Below are 21912 nucleotides of genomic sequence, written 5' to 3' on the forward strand. Positions count from 1 at the left end.
TGATTTTACGACTTAAATAATTGATTATAAGATAGTTAAATTCATAATTGATTACTTATATTTATCCGTGAAACGGATAGCGAGGTGCATTCTAAGTAACTTAGAATTGTCTACTTCTTGCGAAGTGTTTTGCCTTAAAAAGCAATAAATATGAAGCAGCGAAAAAGAGGCCGAAAACGATTGGGGAAAATGAAACGGTATCATAACGTGATGCTACGGTTCAACGATACGGAATATGAAAGATTGGGGAAAATCTGTGAATCCTATAATCTGGATATTTCCGAAAGGGGAACGATAAGTCCGCTTTTAAGAAGGTTGGTTTTGCAAAGCGAATCCGAAGAAAAGGATATGCTCCCCGATACCTCGAACCTTGCTTACCACATTAACAAGATCGGCAACAATATCAACCAACTGGTCAAGATAGCGCACCACAAAAATCTGAAAAGTCCGAACAGTAGTTTGCAAAACGAGATAAAAAAAGCGAACGAACTGCTGTACTCGCTCATTGAAATTACGATGGAAGAAAAACCAGCATGATAGCAAAGATTATTTATGGCGAAACCTGTACGGGAACATTGAACTATGTCCTTGGAAAGGAAGGTATGCGGATACTCGGTTACGGCAACACGTTTTCCCAAAACATATCGCCAAAGTTCTTTGGGAGCGTACTGTATTTTCAAGGACAGCGCAACGCCACCAAGAACCGCTATGCCCACATCAGCCTGAACCTTCCCCATGGGGAACATTTAAATGACAAGACCTTTTACAAGATTTCCAAGGAATATATGGAAAATATGGGTTTTGGAGAACAGCCCTATGTGGTGGTCAGGCACAACGATACCAAGCATGAGCATGTCCATATCGTAACCACTATCGTAAAAGAAGATGGAAAAGTCCTGCCTATTTACAATAGTCATAAAAGGAGCATGGCGACAAGGCGGTGCCTGGAGAAAAAATACGGGCTGTCCCAAGCACCGACAACGAAACAAAAAAGCCAACTACCGATATACCGATTGCCGGAAAAACAATTCGGCATGGATGCGGAAAAAGGGACGAAATTCTATCTACAGGATGTGCTTAACAGCATCAACCAAAAATACAAAGTGCGGAGTTTCGATGAACTCGAAAGACTGGTAAAGCCTTATCATATTGAAGTTAGGCAGACGAAAAACGAAATTGGAAGAATCGGGGTAGCCTACGGGCTGGACAACCAAAAAGGCTACAGAACAAGGTTCATCAACGGTTCCGCAGTGCACCGAGGTCTGAGCGGCCCGAAACTGCAAAAGGTCTTCGATACACATTCAAATTCGAAGCTATTGCCGATGTATCGGAAACGATTTTTGAAGCAGATAGGGACAACCTACGACCTTTTCAAAATAATCCGTCCGCACGACCTAAAAGATGTGCTCAAGGAATATCAGGACATTGACATCAAACTGGATATAAAAGGAGATGTTATCGAGGGATACACCATCTTTGATAAATCGCGCTATGTCTTCAGGGCAAGGGAACTCGGCAAGAACATTAGGATGCAGAATCGTTTGGACATTTTTGGCGACAAGGACGAACCCACCCAAATCGATATGGAAAGTAAACAGTTCAAATTGGAGATCCAAAAACTTATAAAGGACGCTTTTACAACATCCTATCTGAAATCCCCAAAACAGCAAGGACTGCTTTCGGAACATATTATGAAAACCAGCTTTGGGGATATCTTTTCCAGCTTGACCGCTTTAAAAAAGCATCATTTCTTGGAACGTTACATCCCAAAAGATAAAAGGAAAGAATTCAGGAAAGCAGTAGAAAAGGCCTTTCCAATCGTCAAGGAAAGACTATATGAACTTGAAACCAGAAAGGAAAAGCAAACCTTGGAAAGCAAATTCAAGCTCATTGGTAACGTATTGAAAAAGGGCATTTTCGATGTTGGTACAGAACAGGGTAGCGCTCGGCTTTTGTTCCAATCTCTGGGCGTAAAGTATCAAAATAACGAGTTGTCCTTTACCAAATCGAACAAGCATATGGTTCCCGTTCCTCTGGGACACTTGTCCTTCCCCGAGCATATGGAAAAACATGTTTCCACGGGATTCGTCCGCCAAAACCACCTAATGCTTGAAATGTTATCGGAGCAGTCTTCCGAAAATAGCCCCAAGTTGACGGCAACGGCTATGTTCTTGCCCATGATTTTTCCGAAACTTCATGAAAAAATGAATCCTGTCTACAAAAAGCAATATGAAAGTGTCGCTTTGGGTTCCTATATAAAAAATGCAGAACGGATGCACGTTCCCTTCGAAAAATCACCGAAGGACTATATCGCGTTTTTCAATGCCAAGGGGTTCTATTTTGTAAAGGGAAAACAAGAGTTCGAGGTCAAATCGATTTACACGGACAACAGAACAAGTTGTCCTTTACCGAAAAGAACGGGCCAGTATTTGAGTTCAATACCCGATTTGACCGAAGCATTAAAAGAACAGCAACCCGTTATCAATGGCCTTGTAAATGACGGCAGGAACAACCTTGAAAACCTTTGGGCGGGACATTTAATGGAAAGGGGGATGTACGACAAGGTAGCCTTTATGCTAACGGTGGAAAAAGTGTACCCGAACCTGCACCGGGAAATGGTGCAGCACCATATGGATAGCGGACTTCGCGAAAGCGTGAACGTAGCATCAACGAGGCATTCCAATATCCAACAAAACCGACTGCTCAGAAAAGGTGTTTATGCCGTTTCCTCTTTATTGGGCGGTAGCGGCAAGAAAACCGAAGAAGTCTACAACGGTTTCAAGGATGAATTTACGGATTTTACAAAGTCCGAAAGGAAAGGCACAGGCATGGGGCTTCCGTGGTAAAATTTGAAGAGGTGTTTTTGACATGGGATATTGCGCTTAGAAGAATGTTATCCTTAAATAACTTTTTGCATTAGTCATTCCAAATACAGCTTAAAATTGCCCTATCGCTCACTTGAATACATTGCTCATAGAAACCAACTTCCTTATACTTTTTCACATTAAAGTCATGTAAAAACCAATCTAAAGCCTCCACGGGTTCAGGTTCATTTGGGAGTTGATGGCCATCGTAAAAATCTACCGCCACCGAATTTTCTGGTACATCCATGCCTTTAGGGACATATTGAAGTAAGAAATCGTTAGAAAAGCTACTCCATTCGACCTTTCCTTCATTGCTAAAAATTATGGCTATAGGAAAATCTCCTAATGAGAGATATTTTATGAGCGTAGAGGTAATGGACGTTTGAAAAAAATTGGCAACCGATATTATCAAATCCAAATTGAAAATTTTTCCGCTAACCTTTTCAAGATATAGTTGTGAGGGCATCAATAATTCTGCTGCAAATCTGTTGGCTTGGTTTTCATGCGGACCTTTGTTATACCACTCGCTTAAGGTCCTTTCATCGTCATTATGAACCTGATTGTTTAATAATTCCCTATGAAGTTCGAAATGCCCGATTTCATGGGCAATTACAAATCTTCTCTTTCCTTCAATATAAATTTTATTGTCGTAAGAGATGACCGCTTCGTTTCCGTCAATCATTATTCGGCCTTGCGAACCATCTATGTTAATGGCTTTGACATCAGTAATGCCTCTTGAGTAGGCAATGTCTTCACAAGGTAAGGCGGTGGGGTCGTCGGTTAGACCACATTCTTCCAAAACTAGCCTCGCCTTTTTAGAACCAATATCGCTAGGAATTTCCTTCATTTTTCAAGTCCTCCTTAAGCTCTCTAACTAATTCCATGAACCTTTTATCCTTTAGCATCTCTTCCTTGTCTTTATCCGATATATTTTCAAATTTGCTAAATAGCTGAGGAGCTAATTTTTGATATTTAGGTTGAGTCAGTAAAGTTTCCACAAATTGATTTTTTCCAATTTCACTTATTAGAGATTCTAAAATTTCCTTGGCCTTATTAGTAAGGCTTTGTTGCATTTCGGACTTTGCCTTAGTGTTTAACCTTTTGATATACATAATGTGTTTGTTGAAATCATTGTTTGGGTTTTCCTTTACATAATTTGCAATGTCATCGTCTGGAAGCATTATTATGGCTTCTTCAAATAGTTCAGAAAGTCTTTTTATAGTTTCTGTATTATTCATTTTGTCATTTTAATGGTTTGTTCCGAAACATAGTCTCGAACCCTATTTTTCATCCGGTCGGTAACTCTGTATAGCTTCTTCCGTTCCCATCCGGCTTCAGCACAAATCTCATCATTTGTTTTTTGATCCATTATTAGCAGCAGCAGAGTCTCCATATTAGCATTTCTGTCTATCGCTTGCAAGACAACATTTAACTGGTTTTCATATATTTTTTCCCTTTCATTTATTTCAACTTCTTCATCAAAAACCTCTTCAAATAAAAAGGCAACATCTTCAAACTTCGTCGTGGGTTTTGTAAGGGCATCGTCATCGGAAGTCCCTTTTTGATACTTGCGTACCTTTTCCGATATTAAACTTCCAATTATTCGAGAAAATTGTTCAGGAAAAGAGTATTCTTCTTTCCATTCCCAGATACCATCATACAGTTTGTCTATGGCCTCCTTTACATAGTAGTCGAACGGAGATACTCCCAGTTCCTTTTGACTATGGCACCCATACTTAGTTCTTCCTTTTACCCGATAAGAAATTAACCTTCTTGCCTTCTCTAGAGCAATTCGCCATTCTTCATCGGTTAGCTCGATCAGTCTTTGTTTTGTACTCTTTTTATTCATCCAAAGCAGCTTTGTAATAGATTAACTGAAATAAGAATATTTTCCTTTCAGGGGTAATATTGAAAAAGTTCAGTTAATAGATGGATGAAGCCACAAAATGCTTCAAATCATAAATTTAACTTTTTTATTTAACTAAATTATTTTGTTATGGAAAATCCAAAATTCCAGATTTTTAAGGACACAGCGGATGAATTTCGCTTTAGGTTGAGAGCCAGAAATGGTGAGATTATTTTGCACAGCAGTGAGGGCTATTCCTCAAAACAGGGCTGTCAGAATGGTATTAGCTCGGTCAAAATCAATGCGCCGTACGATAGTCGTTACGGTAGAAACACAAGCGTGAATGGAAAATATTACTTTGTGTTGAAGGCAGCGAATGGAGAGCCTTTGGGTATGAGCGAAATGTATAATTCCAATGTGGCAAGGGAAAATGGAATATCTGCGGTAAAACGCGATGCTCCAAATGCACCTGTTGAAGACTTGACACTATCTAAAAGTTCATTCAGCCGATGGTAGAATTACACCGCTGCTTTAATACAAGCTGGCTTTGTATAATATGTTGCAAAGCCAGCAAGTATTGAAACCCCGCAATACTTGATTGTCTGTTATGACCATAATTATCCTTACCGACTCTTTTCTCCTGCTGCTTTCATCTTTAAAAGTTCCCCTTATCATTAGAGTAGACCATGACTACTGAAAATTCGATTATCAGTAAGACTAAATTTATTTGGTCAGAATAGTGCTTGCTAAAAGTAAAATACAAGTCCATTTTTCTTGGTTGATTAATTCCAAATATTGGTTCGATTGACCCTTTTACGATGCAAAAGATTATGATTGAAGAGGACTAAAAAAGAATCTTGCGCCCTAACGGGCGCTTTTTTGTGGTTAGGGAGAAGAAGAAAAAAGTGCATTTTGGTCAAATACTAACCCTATAAAACTCAAATCAATTCATATAAAACCAAATAACCCTAAATTTTGAGTGCAAATTGAGTGCAAATAAAAAAGACTCTAAAGAAATTAATCTTTAAAGTCTTGGTTTTCAGGTGATCGCGGAAGGATTCGAACCTTCGACCGTCTGCTTAGAAGGCAGATGCTCTATCCAGCTGAGCTACGCGACCCGACTACATATTCTTGGAAAAAATCCAAAAATGTGCCGCGAAGTTACTAAAAAATCTAGATTAGATAACAGCAAAATCATTCAAAAAAGAAATAATTGCTAAACTTCTTCATACGCCTTGGCTGTTTGCTTGGAAATACCAAGTCCTTCAATGCCCAATTCTACTACATCACCAGATTTTAAATAACGTGGTGGATTAAGCCCCAATCCCACACCAAACGGAGTTCCCGTAGAAATAATATCACCAGGTAACAAGGTCATAAACTGGCTGATATAACTTATTGAAGTCGGAATATCAAAGACAAAATCAGAAGTATTACTGTTCTGTAGCATTTTTCCGTTTACCTTTAACCACAAATCTAGATTGTGCGGATCACTTATTTCATCTGATGTAGCGATAAACGGACCTAAAGGAGCGAACGTATCACAACTTTTTCCTTTGACCCATTGACCACTACGCTCAATTTGAAATGCACGTTCACTATAATCATTGTGCATCACATATCCGGCAATATGATTCATGGCTTTAGCTTTGGAAACATAAGACGTCTTTTTACCGATGACCACGGCCAATTCGACTTCCCAATCGGTTTTCTCACTTCCCTTAGGAATAATAACATTGTCATTTGGTCCTACAATGGCCGAAGTAGCCTTAAAAAACAACACGGGCTCTTTTGGCACTTGCATACCACTTTCTGCGGCATGTTTTGCATAATTCAAGCCAATGCAGATTATTTTTGAAGGACGACATAACGGTGCTCCCAAACGAACTTCCCCTCCGACAACCGGACAGCTATCTGCGTTTTTGTTCAACCAACTTTTCAACTTTTCTAATCCGTCACCCCCAAAGAAGTCTTCGTCATAATCTTGGCCAAAGCCGGAAACGTCAAGCCGCTTTCCGTCTTCCAATTGCACCCCAGGTTTCTCATTTCCTATTGCTCCAAATCGTATTAATTTCATATCCTTTTAGTTATATAGATTGTTCTAATTTCCAATTATTCTCCGTCAACAGCAACATCTGTCCCACAATAAACGATACCTCATTAAAACCAAAGCACGGTATTTAATACCAATCTCTAACTTGTTACTCTATAGCCCTGTCTTGGTTCCCCGATATTGGAATGGAATCGCGATCTACAAAAAATGGTTGGATTGCCGCATCGATCCCGTTATCTATCAAAAGCGCCGGGGCCGCATTCCGTAAATTGTCCAAAGCGCTTTGCGATATGTTGGTATCCCATAGATACAAACTTTTCAATTTTGTCAAATTCTTAAAAACGGCAGCACTTGGGTCACCGATATCGGTACCGTATACTTTCAGGGTATGCAGGTTCGAGAGATTTTTAAGACCTTCGATCTGGGTATCGTTGATCGGGGTACGGTCGACCTCCAACCATTCCAGGTTTTCACAGCTGCCGACCAGTTCCATCTCCTGTTCACCTATGGGCAGTCCGCTAAGATCCATCTGCACGATGTTCTTGCTGATGGCCTTCAGGTCCAATATCAATCGGGGATCGTAGGTGGGTGGTTTGTACATATTGATGTGCAGGGCATCGGTGCTTCCCGCAATCCGTCCGATGGTCAAGTAATCGGAACTCAACCGTTGAATGGTACTATCGGCCACCTTGGGCAGTTTCGCCCATTTTTCCATGGGGTCGGGCTCCATCATTTCCTTGACCAGGGAGGCCAGGGGTTCGTTGGCACCCAAATGGTTCAGGCGTACCGTATCGGAAGCCCCGAGGGCGACCCAACGTTCTAAAATTTGTATTTCACTGGTGCTCAATGGCTTTTCGCCCTCGGGGGGCATATGTTCCTCGTCGGCCAGGGGCAGGTACAACCTTTTAATGATCTCGCTCTTTTCCGGATTTCCAGGGACCAAGGTACTCCCGCTCTCTCCCCCTTTCAAAAGTCCGTCAAGATCGGTCATCAACAATTCGCCTTTCTGCTTGTTGGGATTATGGCAGGAAACACAGTTGTTCTTCAGTATTCGGGCCACCACGTGTTGGTATATCAACGGATTGTCGGGTATCGGGCCATCCATACTCTTTTCGGTGGGCAGTGCCAGAAAGTTTTCCCCGTGGGTGATCATTCCCCCGAAATGCCCCGTAAACCCGACCAGAACGACCAGTAGTACCTGGAGCGCTTTGGTGTAAACGGTATTTCCGAAACCTTCCCCGTCAAGCCAGTACCATACGACCGCCACAAGGGCGGTACCTGCCCCAAGCCATTGGTGCCAAAACAGTAGATTGCCCTTTTCCACGGCCTCCTTACCCAGAAAAAAACCTGAAATGGCCGTGACCAAAGCGGTAACGGTGGCTACGGTAAGCAATGCCCTGGGCACATTCTTTCCCGTTAGCCCCAAAAAAGCCGCGATCAACAAAAGAACGATGGGAAAATGCAGGATCAACGGATGCCAACGCCCCAACCAGGCAATGAGAATAGGTAGCCGTAAGAACGACTCGAAAATCAGACAGAACACGAGAAATACGGAAAGGCCAAAAATGAGCAGATCGACCCTTCGATTTTTTGTAGTGGTTGATGTCATAGGTTACGCCAACAGGTCTTTTACAACATTACCCGCCACATCGGTCAATCGGAATCGGCGCCCTTGATATTTATAGGTCAACTGTTCGTGCTGAAGGCCCATGGTGTGTAGGAGCGTAGCGTGAAAATCATTGATATGTACCGGGTTCTCAACGACATTGTACCCGAATTCATCGGTCTGGCCATAGGTAATCCCTGGTTTGATGCCCCCACCGGCCATCCAGATACTGAATGCCCTGGGGTGATGGTCCCTTCCATAGTTTTCCGGGTCGAACTTCCCTTGGCAGTAGTTGGTGCGCCCGAACTCCCCGCCCCAAATAACCAGGGTATCCTCCAGCATGCCCCTTTGTTTCAGATCGAGTATCAACGCCGCGGAGGCCTGATCGACATCCTTTGCCTGACCGGCCATTTCATTGGGCAGGTTACCGTGTTGGTCCCATCCTTGGTGGTACAATTGTATGAACCTGACCCCGTTCTCGGCCAACCTTCGGGCCTGCAAGGCATTTGCGGCATAGGTGCCGGGCACTTGGCAATCTTCGCCGTATAATTTTATGATCGACTCCGGTTCCTTTGAAATGTCCATGACGTCGGGTACTGACATCTGCATGCGGTAGGCCATCTCATATTGTGCGATACGTGATTCTATCTCGTCGTCGCCCGTTTCTACATGGTGCAGTTTGTTCAGCGACGATACGTTGTCGAGCAGGTGCCGTTTGTCGGAACGGGATATCCCCTCGGGGTCGTTCAGATAAAGTACTGGATTCTTTCCGGCGCGCAGCAATACGCCCTGGTGCTTGGAATCAAGGAATCCGCTCGACCATAATTTAGAGTACAGGCCCTGACTATTGCCCTTTCCACGGGATGTCAATACCACAAAAGAAGGAAGGTTCTTGTTCTCGCTGCCGAGCCCATAGCTCATCCACGATCCCATACTGGGTCTGCCCCCCTGTTGGCTGCCCGTTTGAAAAAAGGTAATGGCCGGGTCATGGTTGATCGCCTCGGTATGCATACTTCTTACGATACAGATCTCGTCGGCTATTTTTGCGATATGGGGAAAAAAATCACTGACCCAGGCCCCGCTCTTTCCGTGCTGGTTGAATTTCACCGCCGGGGGCATCAGGGGGAACTTGTCCTGTCCCGAGGTCATTCCGGTCAATCGCTGTCCGTTCCTGATCGATTCGGGCAGATCCTCGCCCATCCGTTTTCGCAGCGTAGGTTTGTGGTCGAAAGTTTCCAATTGTGAGGGCGCCCCGGCCTGGAACAGATAAATAACGCGTTTGGCCTTGGGCGCGAAATGCGGTATTCCCAATGCCCTGCCGGTCAGAACATCCTGTTCCTTTTTAAAAAGGTCGGGTATCAATAACGACCCTAGGGCCAAAGACCCGATACCCACGCTCAATTGTGAAAAAAAGTGCCTGCGATTTACCTTTAACGGGCTTTCCTTGTTTGTTTTGTCTTCTTCCATGATCTTATTCTATCGTAATCGTCTCGTCCAGATTATAGATGACCTGTGCAGTAAGCATCAGGGCAGCGGTCTTCGCGGGGTCCGTATCCCGTTTTTCGTAGTCCCCGACGGCCAACAACTTTTCGGCATCTTCTTTACTGTCCAAGAACTTTGCGAATGCATCTTCATAGTAGAGCTCCAAAGTTTGCAGTTCCTCCGTTCGGGGCTTTCTCACCAGTATGTTCCTAAATACATCCTGCACCAGGGAGTCCGCATCGGTATTGGCGGCCACTTCGTTCTGTGCCAATACCCGTGCCGCTTCGAGCATCTGCACATCGTTCTGCAGGGCGAGCGCCTGCAACGGCGTATTGGTCTTCTGGCGCCTCACTTCGCAAAAATCACGGTTAGGGGCATCGAAAATCGACATGGTGGGGGGTGGCAAGGTACGTTTCCACAGCGTGTACAACGAGCGCCGGTACAGCTTTTCACCCTCATCTTCCACATATTTCGTCAAAACGCCACGATTGCCCCCCGCATTGGTCTCCTCCCAGAGTCCTGCGGGCTGGTAGGGTTTTACGCTCGGCCCTCCGATCTCTCGGTTCAGTACACCACTAGTGGCCAGCACATAATCACGGATCATCTCACCGCTCATTCTGAACCGTGGGGCCCTGGCCAATAATTTGTTCTCGGGATCGGCCTTTTTCAGTTCTGGTCTGAGTTCGGAACTTTGTTGGTAGGTGGCCGAAAGCACTATTTTCTTCAATAAGTATTTGATGTCCCAGCCATTCTCCATGAAATCCCGCGAAAGCCAGTCCAACAATTTGGGATGGGTAGGCAAACTGCCCTGTACCCCGAAATCCTCTTCGGTCTCCACCAGCCCCCTGCCAAAGAGCATCGACCAGGTACGGTTTACAAAAACCCGGGCTGTTAGCGGGTTATCAGTACTTGTCACCCATTTTGCGAGACCTAATCTGTTCTTGGGTAGGTCTTCTGAAAACGGGTAGATGCGTTCCGGAGTTCCCGGTAACACCTCATCGGTAGGGTCATCGTAATTGCCACGGTTCAACACATAATTTTCCTTTGGTGCCGAATCGTTCATAACCATTACGTTTATTTTTTCGTTCTCCTTCATATTGATGAAGTCGAGTACACTCTTGGTCTCCTCTTGGGTTATGGTGATATAGGGCGCATCGGCAAAATATTTTTGGTTCTTGGCCTGAACGGCATCCATTTGCAGACCCTTTTCATTCACTTGATTGAAGAAGGAGTAGACCTCGAAATAATTTTTCTGGGATATGGCATCGTACTTATGGTCATGGCATTTGGCACATTCGAGGGTGATGCCCAAAATACCCTTGCCCAGCGTATTGGTACGGTCCACTACATAGTTGGACCGGTACTCCTCTTGAATGACCCCCCCTTCTTGTGTAATGGGATGGTTCCTATTGAAACCGGTGGCCAAAATCTGTTCCCTGGTAGCATCGGGCAGGAGGTCTCCCGCCAATTGCCAGGTCAGGAAATCGTCATAGGGCAGGTTCTCGTTGAATGCATGGATCACCCAATCCCGCCAGGGCCACATGGTGCGATAGCTGTCGTCTTGATAGCCGTGGGAATCGGCGTAGCGCGACACGTCCAACCAGACTTGGGTCATGCGCTCGCCATAGGCCGGGGAGGCCAAAAGTTCGTCTACCAGGCGCTCAAGACCTTCCTCCGAAGGGTCTTTTTGAAGTTTTTTTATTTGATCCGCCGTCGGCGGCAGGCCGGTAAGGGCCAGTGCCATTCTGCGCAAAAGAATGTCCTTTTCCGCACGTTTCGAGGGCAGAAGCCCGCTCTCCTCCAATTTCTCCAGTATAAAGGCATCTATCTCGTTATGGCCCCAACCGGCAGTCTCCGGTTTAGGCGGCTCCGATTTCTCGGGAGGGATGTAGGCCCAGTGTTTCTCGAACTTGGCCCCCTGTTTGATCCATTTTTTGATAAGCTCTTTCTCATGGGGCTTGAGCTTCAATTGTGAATCGGAAGGCGGCATGACCTCGCTCGCATCCTCCGAGACAATACGCTGGTAGAGCAAGCTCGCATTCGGCCTGCCGGCGACGAGCGCATGCTTGCCGGGGCTTTCGGAAAGTTCCGAAAAGGCGCTCTCCTCAAGGTCGAGCCGAAGGCCCGCCTTGCGCTGGTTCGCATCGGGACCATGGCAGGTGTAACAATTATCGGAAAGAATGGGCTTGATATGGAAATTGTAGTCGACCACATCGGGTATCCTCACCTTCGCATATCCGTCGTTCTTAAATGTGAACGTACCCTGCTTTACGGCAAAGAGGGCGCCGACCAAAATTGAAAGAATGATGAAAATGCCTATTTTTTGTTTCATTAAACGGAGTAATTAATGTTTAAAGTTAATGATTTCCGAATAATAAGCCCAAATGCTTTTTTGATTACCTATACCCCCTATTTTGTCGCTAAAAGAAATAAGACTGTATGATGTTATGGTAGAAAATACCATTTTCAAAAAAGACAGAATAATATGCTCTGTTTTTCTTAAACATTAAAAATGGCTAACAACATACATCACTGTACGTATAATCAAGATAGGAGTAAATTCAAAATTCGAAAAATGCTCTTGAGCATTAAACACTTACTCTTTGATAAAAGACAAATCGAAGTTTACCGTAATGTCTTCACCCACTACAATTGAACCGAACATTGCTGTGGGAGGCTCCATATTAAAATCGGCCAGCTTTAGTGCTTTGGCACCGCTCAATTTTAATTTACTATCAGTTTGCTCTACTTTGGTCTCAATCTCCACCTCTTTCTCAACACCTGCAATATTCAACGTACCTGATAACGTTTGATTTTCCGCTCCTAGGTTGCTAACATCCTTCAGGGAGAAAATCACTTTTGGGTATTCGTCTTTTTTTAAAGCTTCGTGCATTTTTTTATCCATTGCCGCACCCCGTTCACTTTGAATGTTTTCTACGGGCACTTCAAAAGAAATTTCGTTCAAAGTAGCCGTGGTTGCTTTTAAACTTCCCGCTAACGTATTGGCAGTAACCGTCCAATCATGAATGGTCGATGAACCATCTATCTTTAATGTGCTCTCAGGAGAAAGGGTATACGTATCTTGCGCCAATACATTCAACGTTAAACCTAGGAATGCAAAAATCAAAACCTTTTTCATATGTCTATTTACTTTTTATTAAATTAATAACCCTTACGGCAAAAATTCCTAATTATCCGCTGTTCCTGACACCTCAACCAAACCATTAACTCGAATGGTCTTGCCCACCCTCATTCGAGGATCGGTTAATCTGGTTATTCTCGAATTTTAGACTAGTTACTATCCCTTTATCACGGTACCAAATTGAAAATTCATTTTCTATTGCAGGCTTCTCTGTGGGCAGCCAATTTCTGCCCTCCTTAACAACAATAATTACGCCATTATAATCTCCTACCCAACAAAAATTATCGTTGAAACCAATTTCTTCCAACGGTTCCACATCAAAATCTCGCACCAGTCTTTTCGCTACTTGCATAGGATTCTTCACTGGAAGACCAATTTCGTTCACTTTAATAATACTATCGGCCGAAAAAGAATGTTGCGACAAATACTTTAACGAAGGCCTTTCGATAAATTCGACAATGTTTGCGTCCTTGTCATAAAAATAAATAGCCCTTCCCGAATCAAAATGAATGATCTTATCATTTCTAAACCTTAATAATTCGATAGATCTATCTTCTACATAAGTTATTGCCGATTCTATGGATTTCGGTGGTATCAGAAAAGCAAAGTGATAGTACGACGCGCTGTCAGACTTTTCAAGTATCAACTTGTTTTCTTTGGTAATCACCTCCAAGGTCGAAGCCGATGTGCGAATACAGTTGAAACCCAACACCTCTGAATAGAAACTTTCTTGCTCATTAATATTTTGCGAGAAAATTTTCAACTCTTGGATTTCCATCTTTTCTTATAAAACCTATTCGTCTAATACGGTCTGCCAGAATTTTGCTTGTTCCTCTGCACTTGGTTGCGGTTCTGGACTTACCAAACGGAAACCAACAAAATTAGAATCTGTGAACCACCAAAAACTTTTTGGAATCTGTGGGTCGCGCTTTTGCAATTTCAAACTTGAAGCCGATCTTGAAGCCGAACGAAGCACTTTGGCATCATCGTCCCAAGAACCGCCACGATAAACACGCGGGTGGATAACCTTTGGGGTCAGCCATGGATTTTTGCTTTCCAAAGTAGCATAGGCATCCTCTTTATATTCATCCAAAGTCCATTCCGCAGCATTTCCATGCATATCATAAAGGCCCCATGGATTGGGTTTTTTCGTACCAACTTTTGCATATTTTCCATCCGCATTTTTATAATATACCGCATAGGCATCCAAATCAACTGTAGTATCCCCGAAGCTATAAGCCTCTTCTGTACCCGCCCTGGCAGCGTACTCCCATTCGGCTTCGGTTGGCAACCTGTAGAACCTTCCTGTGACGGTGCTCAGCCATTTGCAAAAAACCAAGGCTGAATAAGCAGACATACTGACGGCAGGAAACCCTTCTTTGCCCATACCGTATGAAGGATCTTCGTAAGGCGGGCTTGGTCTGGTAATGGCATCGATTTTCATTACCTTATCATTATCTAATTTTACAAAAAGCTCTTGGTTCTGCTTGAAAAAAAGTTCGAATATTTCCCAAGTAAGTTCATACTTACCCATATAAAAAGCATCTAGCTCAACTTCTCTTTGAGGACCCTCATCAGCTTTTCTATCTGTTTCCGATTCGGGACTTCCCATTTTAAAACTCCCTTTAGGAATACCTACCATTTCAAATGAAACATCGGTTCCCGGAACTTCTTGGGTGAAATCAGCAGGTTTGGATTGTTCTTTTTGAGCTACTTCTTTCTCATTTTCAGTTGCTGCCGGTTTTGCCGATTTGCAGGAGACCAACAAAAGTCCGCTCACAAAAAACCAACAGAAAAAAACCTTTAATTCTTTACCCATACGATACTTCATTTTCTATTTTTTAAATTGCATCCCAAGATATGGATTCTTTACGCATTGCGAAAACTTTTTTGTTTTTGCCCTTTATTTTTGCGGCATGTGAAGTTTAACCTGCTAATATTGATTTTTAGGAAAATATAGTACTTTTGATGTGCTAATTCTAGTCATCTGAACTTAACAAAACATAGATAAGCAAAAAAATGAAAAATTCCCTTCTATTATTTATAGCAATCGTTTCGCCTATACTCTTATTGGCACAAAAAAGAAATATCAAGGAACTGGAAAAGTTCACTGAACTCAAAGTATATGATCGCATAGTCGTTACGTTGGTAAAGAGCAATGAAAATAGATTGGAAATTACTGGAGATGATAAAGACGAAGTGAACATCTCGAATAAAAACGGATTACTAAAAATTCGTATGGAATTCGATAATTTCATGGATGGGGACGAAGCTAAAGCGACACTCTACTATTCGGAAACATTTAAACTTTTGGATGCCAATGAGAATGCCAAAATAAACTCAAAAGAAACTGTTTCAGGGGAACGTGTCGAAATAAAAACACAGGAAGGCGGTCACATCGATTTAAAGGTCGATATCAAGGATCTTTACTCAAAATCAATTTCAGGTGGTGAAATTACCTTGACCGGAAATGCCGATGCACAAGAGGTAATGGTCAATACCGGTGGAAAAGTATACAACGAAGCCTTGAACACGGGCACCACCAAAGTAACTGTAAACGCAGGCGGAAGGGCCGATGTAAAAGCTTCGGAAAGTGTTGTGGCAAAGGTTCGGGCCGGTGGATCGATTTATATACACGGCAACCCAAAACAGATAGAAAAAGACAAAGTATTCGGTGGAAAAATAAAAGTAATGGATTAAAGCTTTTCAATGCCTTCCCAAACAGTATTAAAGCTAAAACCCAAAGCTCAATTTTTAAATTTTAGTCCTGGACTTTTAGAATACGCTTGCATAAATATCGTTATTGTTCGATATCCGCAGCCTCAAACCCAACCAACTCATTATTCTCAAATTTAGGCGTTATTGAAATAGGGTTACAGCACACTTCACAATCTTCAACATACGTTTGTTCAGAAACCGAAGGATCAAGCAACATCGATATTTCTTCCCAGCAATATGGACATTGAAAATAGTGTTCGTACATTTTTTATATCAGACCTTAAGTTCTTCGATTACTCAAACGACCGGAATCAGATTATAAAGATACAACTCGTGCTTCTTCCGATGATTTATAAATGGAGGTAATTACCTCCACTGCTTTTCGTGCCTCGGGACCATCGACCATTGGTGACCTGTTTTCCATTACTGCCGTCATCATATCTTCGATAACCTTCTTATGGTTTAAATGGGTTATCGCCGTAGGGTCGCTTGCTCCGCTGCCCAACTCTCTACTTGGAGTAGATGATGGTCGCGGAAGTCCCTTTACATTCCATTGTACAATTTCCCCCCCTTCCATAAGAATACTGCCTTTTTCTCCGTAGACTTCCAATTTTTCGGGATAGCCCGGATAAAGTGCCGTACCCCCCGTTATCGTACCAATTGCCCCACTGGCAAAGGAAAGTATGGCCGAACCGACATCCTCTCCTTCAATATCATGTACCAGGGTCTTTACATTTCCGAAGACCGAATTGACCTGCCCCATGACGTTCAATAACAAATCAATAGTATGTACACCTTGATTCATAAATGCGGCACCACCATCCAACCGCATAGTTCCCCGCCACGGATTGTTCTTATAATATTCGGTAGGGCGATACCAATTGATATGCGCATTACCCATTAACAATTTGCCTAATTTACCTTGACTTACTGCATCGTAAAGTTCAACGTACTCAGGGCTGCATCTATTCTGAAGCGTACATCCCAACATTACTTTTTGTTGTTCGCAAACCGCTATTACTTCATCTATTTTTTCCAACGAAACTTCCAAAGGTTTTTCAGAAAGCACATGTTTACCCGCTTTTGCGGCAGCTTTGATCGCTGCTCCATGGTTGCCACTTTCATTGCATACACAAACGATGTTGACATCAGCTTGTTTGAGAAATTGCTCCATATCATCAAAAACCGGCACCCCGAATTCTTTCTGCGCACTATCTATTCTTTCGCTAGATTTTGTATAGAGCGCAACGAGCTTAGCTTGAGTCAACTCATCAATACATTTGACATACGTATTTACAATCGATCCTGTACCAATTATGCCGAAACCTATTTTTTCCATATTTATAGTATTAGCTACACTCAAAAATATAAAAACAAAGGCCAATACGCATGTATCGACCTTTGTTTATTAATTAAACAATCAATTCTTACTGTGGATAACCTGGATTTTGCGGGTAACCGCCAACTGTTCTATCAATTTGATCCTGACCAATCGGCCTTACCGTATGATAGTCTTGAATGTTGGGTGCCGCTTGTACATTATGCAGCCTAACACGTTCCACTAGTTTGCCAGTACGTGTCAAATCCCACCAGCGCGCATGCTCACCGTACATTTCCCTAGCACGTTCGTCCAACAAAAAGTCAAGGTCTACATCACCTGCGGCAATCTGCATGGATGCTTCCATCCCCGGTACTGCAGCTCTATCACGTACTACGTTTATATCAGCAGCAGCCCCAGCCGCATTATTTTGCTTCAATCGTGCTTCGGCACGTAACAAATAAGCATCGGCCAAACGCATTAAGACGACGTCACGTTGCCCTTGGGTTTTTTGGCGATCAGGTCTTGTAGGATCGATCCACTTATTCACTGAAGGAAAAACCCGTTCCGTATAATCATCTACCGTATATACTTCATAAGGTGCCGCATCTTTTCTTGGTTGCGGCCACTCGATATCTTTTCCAGGACCTGGAATAAACAAGGCGGTATCGCCAATAGCCAATGTTCCCCTTTCATCACTAACTTCTTTATTGGCATACCAAACATGTTTAAAGCCAGCATCATACCGTGTATCGATAGTTCGATCCCAAAGCCCAAGCATAAAGGGAGTTGGCCTAAATCGTTTCCAAGGTCTACCATTGGCAACATCTCTACTCATACCTCGACGAACGTCATATTCCATTAAAAAATATAAATGTCCTCTATGCCCTTCATCATCGGTACCGTCGTCTACCAGTGCTTTAGAAATAGTCAAGTTCCAAACAATTTCAGAATTCTCTTGGTTATTGATATCCCATAAATCGCCATAATTATCTAACAATTCAAAACCGTAGTTGTTGATTACATTACCAAACAACGCCTCGGCCCTTGATGCATCATCACTTGCGGCATACGAAGTATAACTGCGCCTCAGCAATACTTTACCCAATAAAAATTCAGCCGCCGCCTTGGTTGCCCTTCCATATTCATCTTGAACCGCTGGCAGATTGGCTATGGCAAATTCCAAATCTGGGACAATAGCCTGACTATAGATTTCAGAAGCCGCAGTTTTATTTGCTTCCACTTCTACTCCTTCGGTTTCTTCCAAACTCAAATGGGCATCGCCGTATGTTCTTACAATATCGAAATAATAAAAAGCCCTTAACCAACGTACTTCGGCCAACCATATGGTTTTTTGGGCCTCGTCCATCACCACGTCTTGGGATCGATTTATTACCGCATTGGCCTGATTGACCCCGCGATACCAATCTCTCCATGATTCATTAACATAGCTTTCGGTGGCATTGAACGACCCATCATAAAGGTTTACCCTTTTATGGCTACCATCTGCACCATTTGTAAAGATATCAGTCCCAAAGGTTGTCATCGTAAAACCTCTTTCAGGACCATAGAACCCCTTTAACCATGCGTAAGTTGCATCAACTGCATCTTCTAACCCTGCTTCAGTGGTATAATATGTTCCCGAAGAAACATCGGAAATCAGTTCTTCTTCCAAAAACTGCTCACACGACTGCAATACAAATAGCAGTGCCAAGAGCAAAAGTGTATATTTTTTTCCTTTCATAATATTTTATTTATATCGTTTTTCAACACTATTTTTTTCTTAAAAAGTTACGTTCAAACCTATAGAGAACATTTTGTTGCTGGGTACCGTACTACTCGATACGCCATTTCCACCATCATCATCTTCTTCAGACACTTCCGGGTCAAACGTTTCAAAATCGGTCAAGAACCAAAGGTTTTGACCTGATAGGTACAATCGCAAATTTGAAATGTTCAATTTTTTGGTCAAGGAACTTGGAAAATTATACCCCAATTGTAAGTTTCTCAGCTTCACATAACTACCATCGAAGTAAGACATGGTCGAAGCATTTTTTGGGCTTTCTTGATTTTCGTTCGGTCTTGGCGCATCATTTGTAGGGTTATCTATTGACCAATAGTCAACATCTAAATTATTATAACGACCAAATAGTCCGTTGTTACTATCATGAAACCGAGAACGTATCATCTGCCCTTGACGGAAATAAAAGAAGAAACTTAAGTCCCAACCTTTATAATTAAAGGTATTGGTAATACCACCATAGAAATCAGGGATATCGGTTCCTAAAATAATTCGGTCTTCATCAGTAATAACACCATCATTATTTTGATCTTTCAACTTGATTTCCCCAGGCACCTTGCTTTCAGCACTAGCCGCCAAAGCTTCTTCACTAGTCTGATAGATACCGATTTTTTCATAGTCATAAAATACATTTACCGGTTGCCCAATAAACCATCTATTGCCCAGGTCATCTAAAGAATTACCATTTTCGTCTTTCAATGGCAATTCAGTAATTTCTTCTTTATAACTTGCTATATTAAAGCCAATGTTCCAGTTGAACCCGTCGGGATTCTGGTTTTGTATGACATCTCCATTAATCCCAAATTCAACCCCCCTTGTAGCCGTTGACCCGACATTCTGAAAAACACTTGAATAACCGGAAGAAGGTGGTAAGGTTCTATCTAAAAGTAGCGCAGATGTCTTGGTAGAAAAATAATCAAAGGACCCACTTATTCTATTATTAAAGAACCCATAATCAAAACCTACGTCTATGGTTTTAGACACCTCCCAACCTAGACTACTGTTGGGTATTTCGCTTAAGGCAAATCCTAAGGCGGATCCTTCTCCGAATGCATAATCAGACGCACCCAATGTTCCTTGAGTTTGGTAAGGATTTACCGAAGTATTCCCAACTTCCCCATAAGAAAGTCTTAATTTCAAATCGGAAATGGTATTCGAATCCAACAAGAAATCTTCTTGGGAAATTCTCCACCCAGCGGATATCCCTGGAAAATAATTCCATTTTTTTCCCTCCGCCAATCTTGAGGAGCCATCCGCTCTCAGCGAAGCCTGAAAAAGATACTTGCCGTCGAAATCATAATTCAGCCTTCCCATAAACGATGCCAAGGTCCATTCTTCCAAATCTGAATCAATGACACCTTTTACGGAAGCCGTTGACATATTATAAAATTGCTGCTCCTCGTAGGGAATATTCGATACTTCCGACTTAAATTGTTCTCTTCTTGAACTCTGGATACTTTGCAGCAAAGTCATTCCAAAGTTATGCTTATCATTAAATGATGTATTGTAGTTCAGTATATTTTCAAGGGTATAGCCGAAGTTTTGAATGTTTTCAACTTCTGCATCACCGGGGCCTCCCCTGTTATCATTGGTCAAGCTGCCCCTAAATTCACCTCTTCTATAATACCGGATATCAGGACCAAAATTGGTTGTCCATTTCAGTCCCTCGGCTATATTGATATCTAAATAAACGGGAACAAAGACCCGTGTAACTTTTCGTTCATCGACAAAAGCACCATCAACCAATTCGCTTAAAGGATTCGTACGGATACCATCATTGGTAGGTAAAAATATTACTTCTCCATTTGCATCATAAGGAACACCTAACGGATTGTTCGAAAGTGACTCTCCCATTACGGCATTCGAACCGTAGTTTTGAATGGAGTGTGACACAGTAAAGGACATACCGACTTTAAACACGTCACTTATTTTATGATCAAGATTCAACCTTCCCGTAAAACGCTCAAAATCCATATTACTAATAATACCCTGCTCGTTAAAGTAACCTACCGAGGTATTAAAGTTTGTCTTTTCAGACCCCCCGCTGACACTTACCTGATGATTGGTCTGCCAACCGTTGTTTAAAACCAAATCCAAATAGTCCGTCGAACGACCTAAAGCAATCGATTCTAATTCAACAGGATCTTCAAAAACAACATCATCAGCAGGTATAGTTCCGTTCCAACTTGGATCACCCTCAGTAGCCGGTCTTCTTCTTGACTCACGTTTTAGACCTGCGAACTGCTCGCCATCCATCATGTCGACCAGCCGTGTAGCCGAAGTAACGCCGTAGTGCGTACTGTAAGTTATTTTGGTGTCGCCCACGCGCCCCCTCTTGGTCGTAATTAGAATAACCCCGTTGGCACCTCTCGAACCATAAATTGCAGTTGCTGCCGCATCTTTAAGTACGTTCATCGATTCAATGTCTTGAGGATTGATATCGGCTACCGCTGCATTACCACTAATCTGAGGAATACCATCGATAACATACAGAGGGTCGTTAGATGCCGAGATAGAACGCCTACCTCTTATACGAACCGTAGAATTTTCACCGGGCCTACCCCCGTTTGCCTGAATATCAACACCGGCGACTTGGCCCTTTATAGCATCGATACTGCTTGAGGTAGCGATCTTTTCGATAGCCTCTGCCCCAATGGTCGCGATAGATCCCGTTACCGACCCTTTTTTCTGGGTACCGTAACCGACCACTACCACTTCGTCGAGCAGGCTGGCATCTGCCTCTAACGAAGCATTGATACTCGACTTTCCATTTACACCGATTTCTTGAGGCCTGAAGCCCACGTAACTAAAAACCAGTACTCCGTTTGAGTCGACGTTGATGGCATAATTTCCATCAAAATCAGCTACTGTTCCAACGGTAGTTCCCTTTACAACAATACTGGCACCAGGCAAAGGAACACCACTACCGTCAGTTACGGTACCGGTTACTTGCCCCAATATTGCATTAAATGACAGCATAGAAATAGCCATCAGCAGAAAAGTAATTTTTCTTCTTAGCATGTGTTTGAGTTAAAGTTAATTTGTTAGTTTTAATAAAATGTTAATTTTTTTAACATTTTCG

General features: G+C 42.8%; 20 protein-coding genes, 1 tRNA gene and 1 pseudogene. 6 read left to right on the forward strand and 16 right to left on the reverse strand.

Annotated elements, in window-relative coordinates; translation table 11 throughout:
• Positions 1–150: 150 nt before the first annotated feature.
• Entirely contained in the window at positions 151–537 is a 387-nt protein-coding gene (locus AACZ88_RS04350; protein ID WP_339706748.1) for a hypothetical protein, read from the forward strand.
• Positions 534–2846, forward strand: coding sequence for a relaxase/mobilization nuclease domain-containing protein (locus AACZ88_RS04355; protein ID WP_339706751.1), 2313 nt, complete (start codon positions 534–536; stop codon positions 2844–2846). Before AACZ88_RS04350 ends, AACZ88_RS04355 begins: the two co-directional genes overlap by 4 nt.
• A gap of 70 nt (positions 2847–2916) precedes the next feature.
• Here the strand turns inward: AACZ88_RS04355 and AACZ88_RS04360 are convergent, their stop codons facing one another.
• From AACZ88_RS04360 to AACZ88_RS04370, 3 genes are read right to left on the reverse strand one after another with little or no spacing between them, the layout of a single operon-like run.
• Positions 2917–3711: an ImmA/IrrE family metallo-endopeptidase gene (locus AACZ88_RS04360; RefSeq protein ID WP_339706754.1), complete on the reverse strand. Its 795-nt coding sequence runs from the start codon at positions 3709–3711 to the stop codon at positions 2917–2919.
• Positions 3695–4102 (reverse strand): hypothetical protein, encoded by a 408-nt coding sequence (locus AACZ88_RS04365; protein ID WP_339706757.1) that lies wholly within the window; start codon positions 4100–4102, stop codon positions 3695–3697. The genes AACZ88_RS04360 and AACZ88_RS04365 overlap by 17 nt, the downstream gene beginning before the upstream one ends.
• A complete protein-coding gene (locus AACZ88_RS04370; protein WP_339706760.1) occupies positions 4099–4713 on the reverse strand; it encodes a hypothetical protein in 615 nt (204 codons plus the stop codon). Before AACZ88_RS04370 ends, AACZ88_RS04365 begins: the two co-directional genes overlap by 4 nt.
• Positions 4714–4860: 147 nt before the next feature.
• Between AACZ88_RS04370 and AACZ88_RS04375 the strand changes: the two genes are divergently transcribed.
• Positions 4861–5226, forward strand: coding sequence for a YegP family protein (locus tag AACZ88_RS04375; protein WP_339706762.1), 366 nt, complete (start codon positions 4861–4863; stop codon positions 5224–5226).
• Between the two features lie 528 nt (positions 5227–5754).
• On the opposite strand, the gene AACZ88_RS04380 is transcribed toward AACZ88_RS04375, so the two are convergent.
• The 5 genes from AACZ88_RS04380 to AACZ88_RS04400 form a co-directional block, all read right to left on the reverse strand.
• A tRNA-Arg gene (locus AACZ88_RS04380) sits at positions 5755–5828 on the reverse strand.
• A gap of 98 nt (positions 5829–5926) precedes the next feature.
• A complete protein-coding gene (locus tag AACZ88_RS04385; protein ID WP_339706765.1) occupies positions 5927–6787 on the reverse strand; it encodes a fumarylacetoacetate hydrolase family protein in 861 nt (286 codons plus the stop codon).
• Between the two features lie 124 nt (positions 6788–6911).
• Positions 6912–8372: a c-type cytochrome domain-containing protein gene (locus AACZ88_RS04390; protein ID WP_339706768.1), complete on the reverse strand. Its 1461-nt coding sequence runs from the start codon at positions 8370–8372 to the stop codon at positions 6912–6914.
• Positions 8373–8375: 3 nt separating this feature from the next.
• Positions 8376–9836 (reverse strand): DUF1501 domain-containing protein, encoded by a 1461-nt coding sequence (locus tag AACZ88_RS04395; protein ID WP_339706771.1) that lies wholly within the window; start codon positions 9834–9836, stop codon positions 8376–8378.
• Between the two features lie 4 nt (positions 9837–9840).
• Positions 9841–11655 carry a DUF1549 and DUF1553 domain-containing protein gene (locus AACZ88_RS04400; protein WP_339708190.1) on the reverse strand — a complete coding sequence of 605 codons (1815 nt, stop codon included), beginning with the start codon at positions 11653–11655 and terminating at the stop codon, positions 9841–9843.
• On the opposite strand from AACZ88_RS04400, the gene AACZ88_RS04405 reads away from it, so the two are divergent.
• A complete protein-coding gene (locus AACZ88_RS04405) occupies positions 11609–11743 on the forward strand; it encodes a hypothetical protein (RefSeq protein WP_339708226.1) in 135 nt (44 codons plus the stop codon). The two genes, AACZ88_RS04400 and AACZ88_RS04405, sit on opposite strands and share 47 nt — an antisense overlap.
• 143 nt (positions 11744–11886) lie before the next feature.
• Here the strand turns inward: AACZ88_RS04405 and AACZ88_RS04410 are convergent.
• Positions 11887–12063, reverse strand: a pseudogene (locus AACZ88_RS04410) (c-type cytochrome domain-containing protein); the annotation flags it as partial.
• On the opposite strand from AACZ88_RS04410, the gene AACZ88_RS04415 reads away from it, so the two are divergent.
• Positions 12004–12150 (forward strand): hypothetical protein, encoded by a 147-nt coding sequence (locus AACZ88_RS04415; protein ID WP_339708229.1) that lies wholly within the window; start codon positions 12004–12006, stop codon positions 12148–12150. The pseudogene AACZ88_RS04410 and the gene AACZ88_RS04415 sit on opposite strands and share 60 nt — an antisense overlap.
• Before the next feature lie 297 nt (positions 12151–12447).
• Here the strand turns inward: AACZ88_RS04415 and AACZ88_RS04420 are convergent, their stop codons facing one another.
• The 3 genes from AACZ88_RS04420 to AACZ88_RS04430 form a co-directional block, all read right to left on the reverse strand.
• Complete coding sequence (locus tag AACZ88_RS04420; RefSeq protein WP_339706774.1) at positions 12448–12990, reverse strand: YceI family protein; 543 nt, start codon at positions 12988–12990, stop codon at positions 12448–12450.
• A gap of 85 nt (positions 12991–13075) precedes the next feature.
• On the reverse strand, positions 13076–13771 hold the full coding sequence (locus tag AACZ88_RS04425) for a hypothetical protein (protein WP_339706777.1): 696 nt from the start codon (positions 13769–13771) through the stop codon (positions 13076–13078).
• 15 nt (positions 13772–13786) lie between these two features.
• Positions 13787–14824: an SUMF1/EgtB/PvdO family nonheme iron enzyme gene (locus AACZ88_RS04430; protein WP_339706780.1), complete on the reverse strand. Its 1038-nt coding sequence runs from the start codon at positions 14822–14824 to the stop codon at positions 13787–13789.
• A 188-nt stretch (positions 14825–15012) separates the two neighbouring features.
• Between AACZ88_RS04430 and AACZ88_RS04435 the strand changes: the two genes are divergently transcribed.
• Positions 15013–15693 carry a head GIN domain-containing protein gene (locus AACZ88_RS04435; protein WP_339706782.1) on the forward strand — a complete coding sequence of 227 codons (681 nt, stop codon included), beginning with the start codon at positions 15013–15015 and terminating at the stop codon, positions 15691–15693.
• A gap of 100 nt (positions 15694–15793) precedes the next feature.
• Here AACZ88_RS04435 and AACZ88_RS04440 read toward each other — a convergent pair whose 3' ends face one another.
• From AACZ88_RS04440 to AACZ88_RS04455, 4 genes are all read right to left on the reverse strand, one after another.
• On the reverse strand, positions 15794–15976 hold the full coding sequence (locus tag AACZ88_RS04440; RefSeq protein ID WP_339706784.1) for a CPXCG motif-containing cysteine-rich protein: 183 nt from the start codon (positions 15974–15976) through the stop codon (positions 15794–15796).
• Positions 15977–16027: 51 nt separating this feature from the next.
• A complete protein-coding gene (locus AACZ88_RS04445; protein ID WP_339706787.1) occupies positions 16028–17050 on the reverse strand; it encodes a Gfo/Idh/MocA family oxidoreductase in 1023 nt (340 codons plus the stop codon).
• Positions 17051–17138: 88 nt separating this feature from the next.
• Positions 17139–18773: a RagB/SusD family nutrient uptake outer membrane protein gene (locus AACZ88_RS04450; RefSeq protein ID WP_339706790.1), complete on the reverse strand. Its 1635-nt coding sequence runs from the start codon at positions 18771–18773 to the stop codon at positions 17139–17141.
• Between the two features lie 39 nt (positions 18774–18812).
• Positions 18813–21851 carry a TonB-dependent receptor gene (locus AACZ88_RS04455; protein ID WP_339706793.1) on the reverse strand — a complete coding sequence of 1013 codons (3039 nt, stop codon included), beginning with the start codon at positions 21849–21851 and terminating at the stop codon, positions 18813–18815.
• Positions 21852–21912 lie beyond the last annotated feature (61 nt).

The sequence above is a fragment of the uncultured Kriegella sp. genome, assembly GCF_963975415.1.
Lineage (GTDB): Bacteria > Bacteroidota > Bacteroidia > Flavobacteriales > Flavobacteriaceae > Kriegella.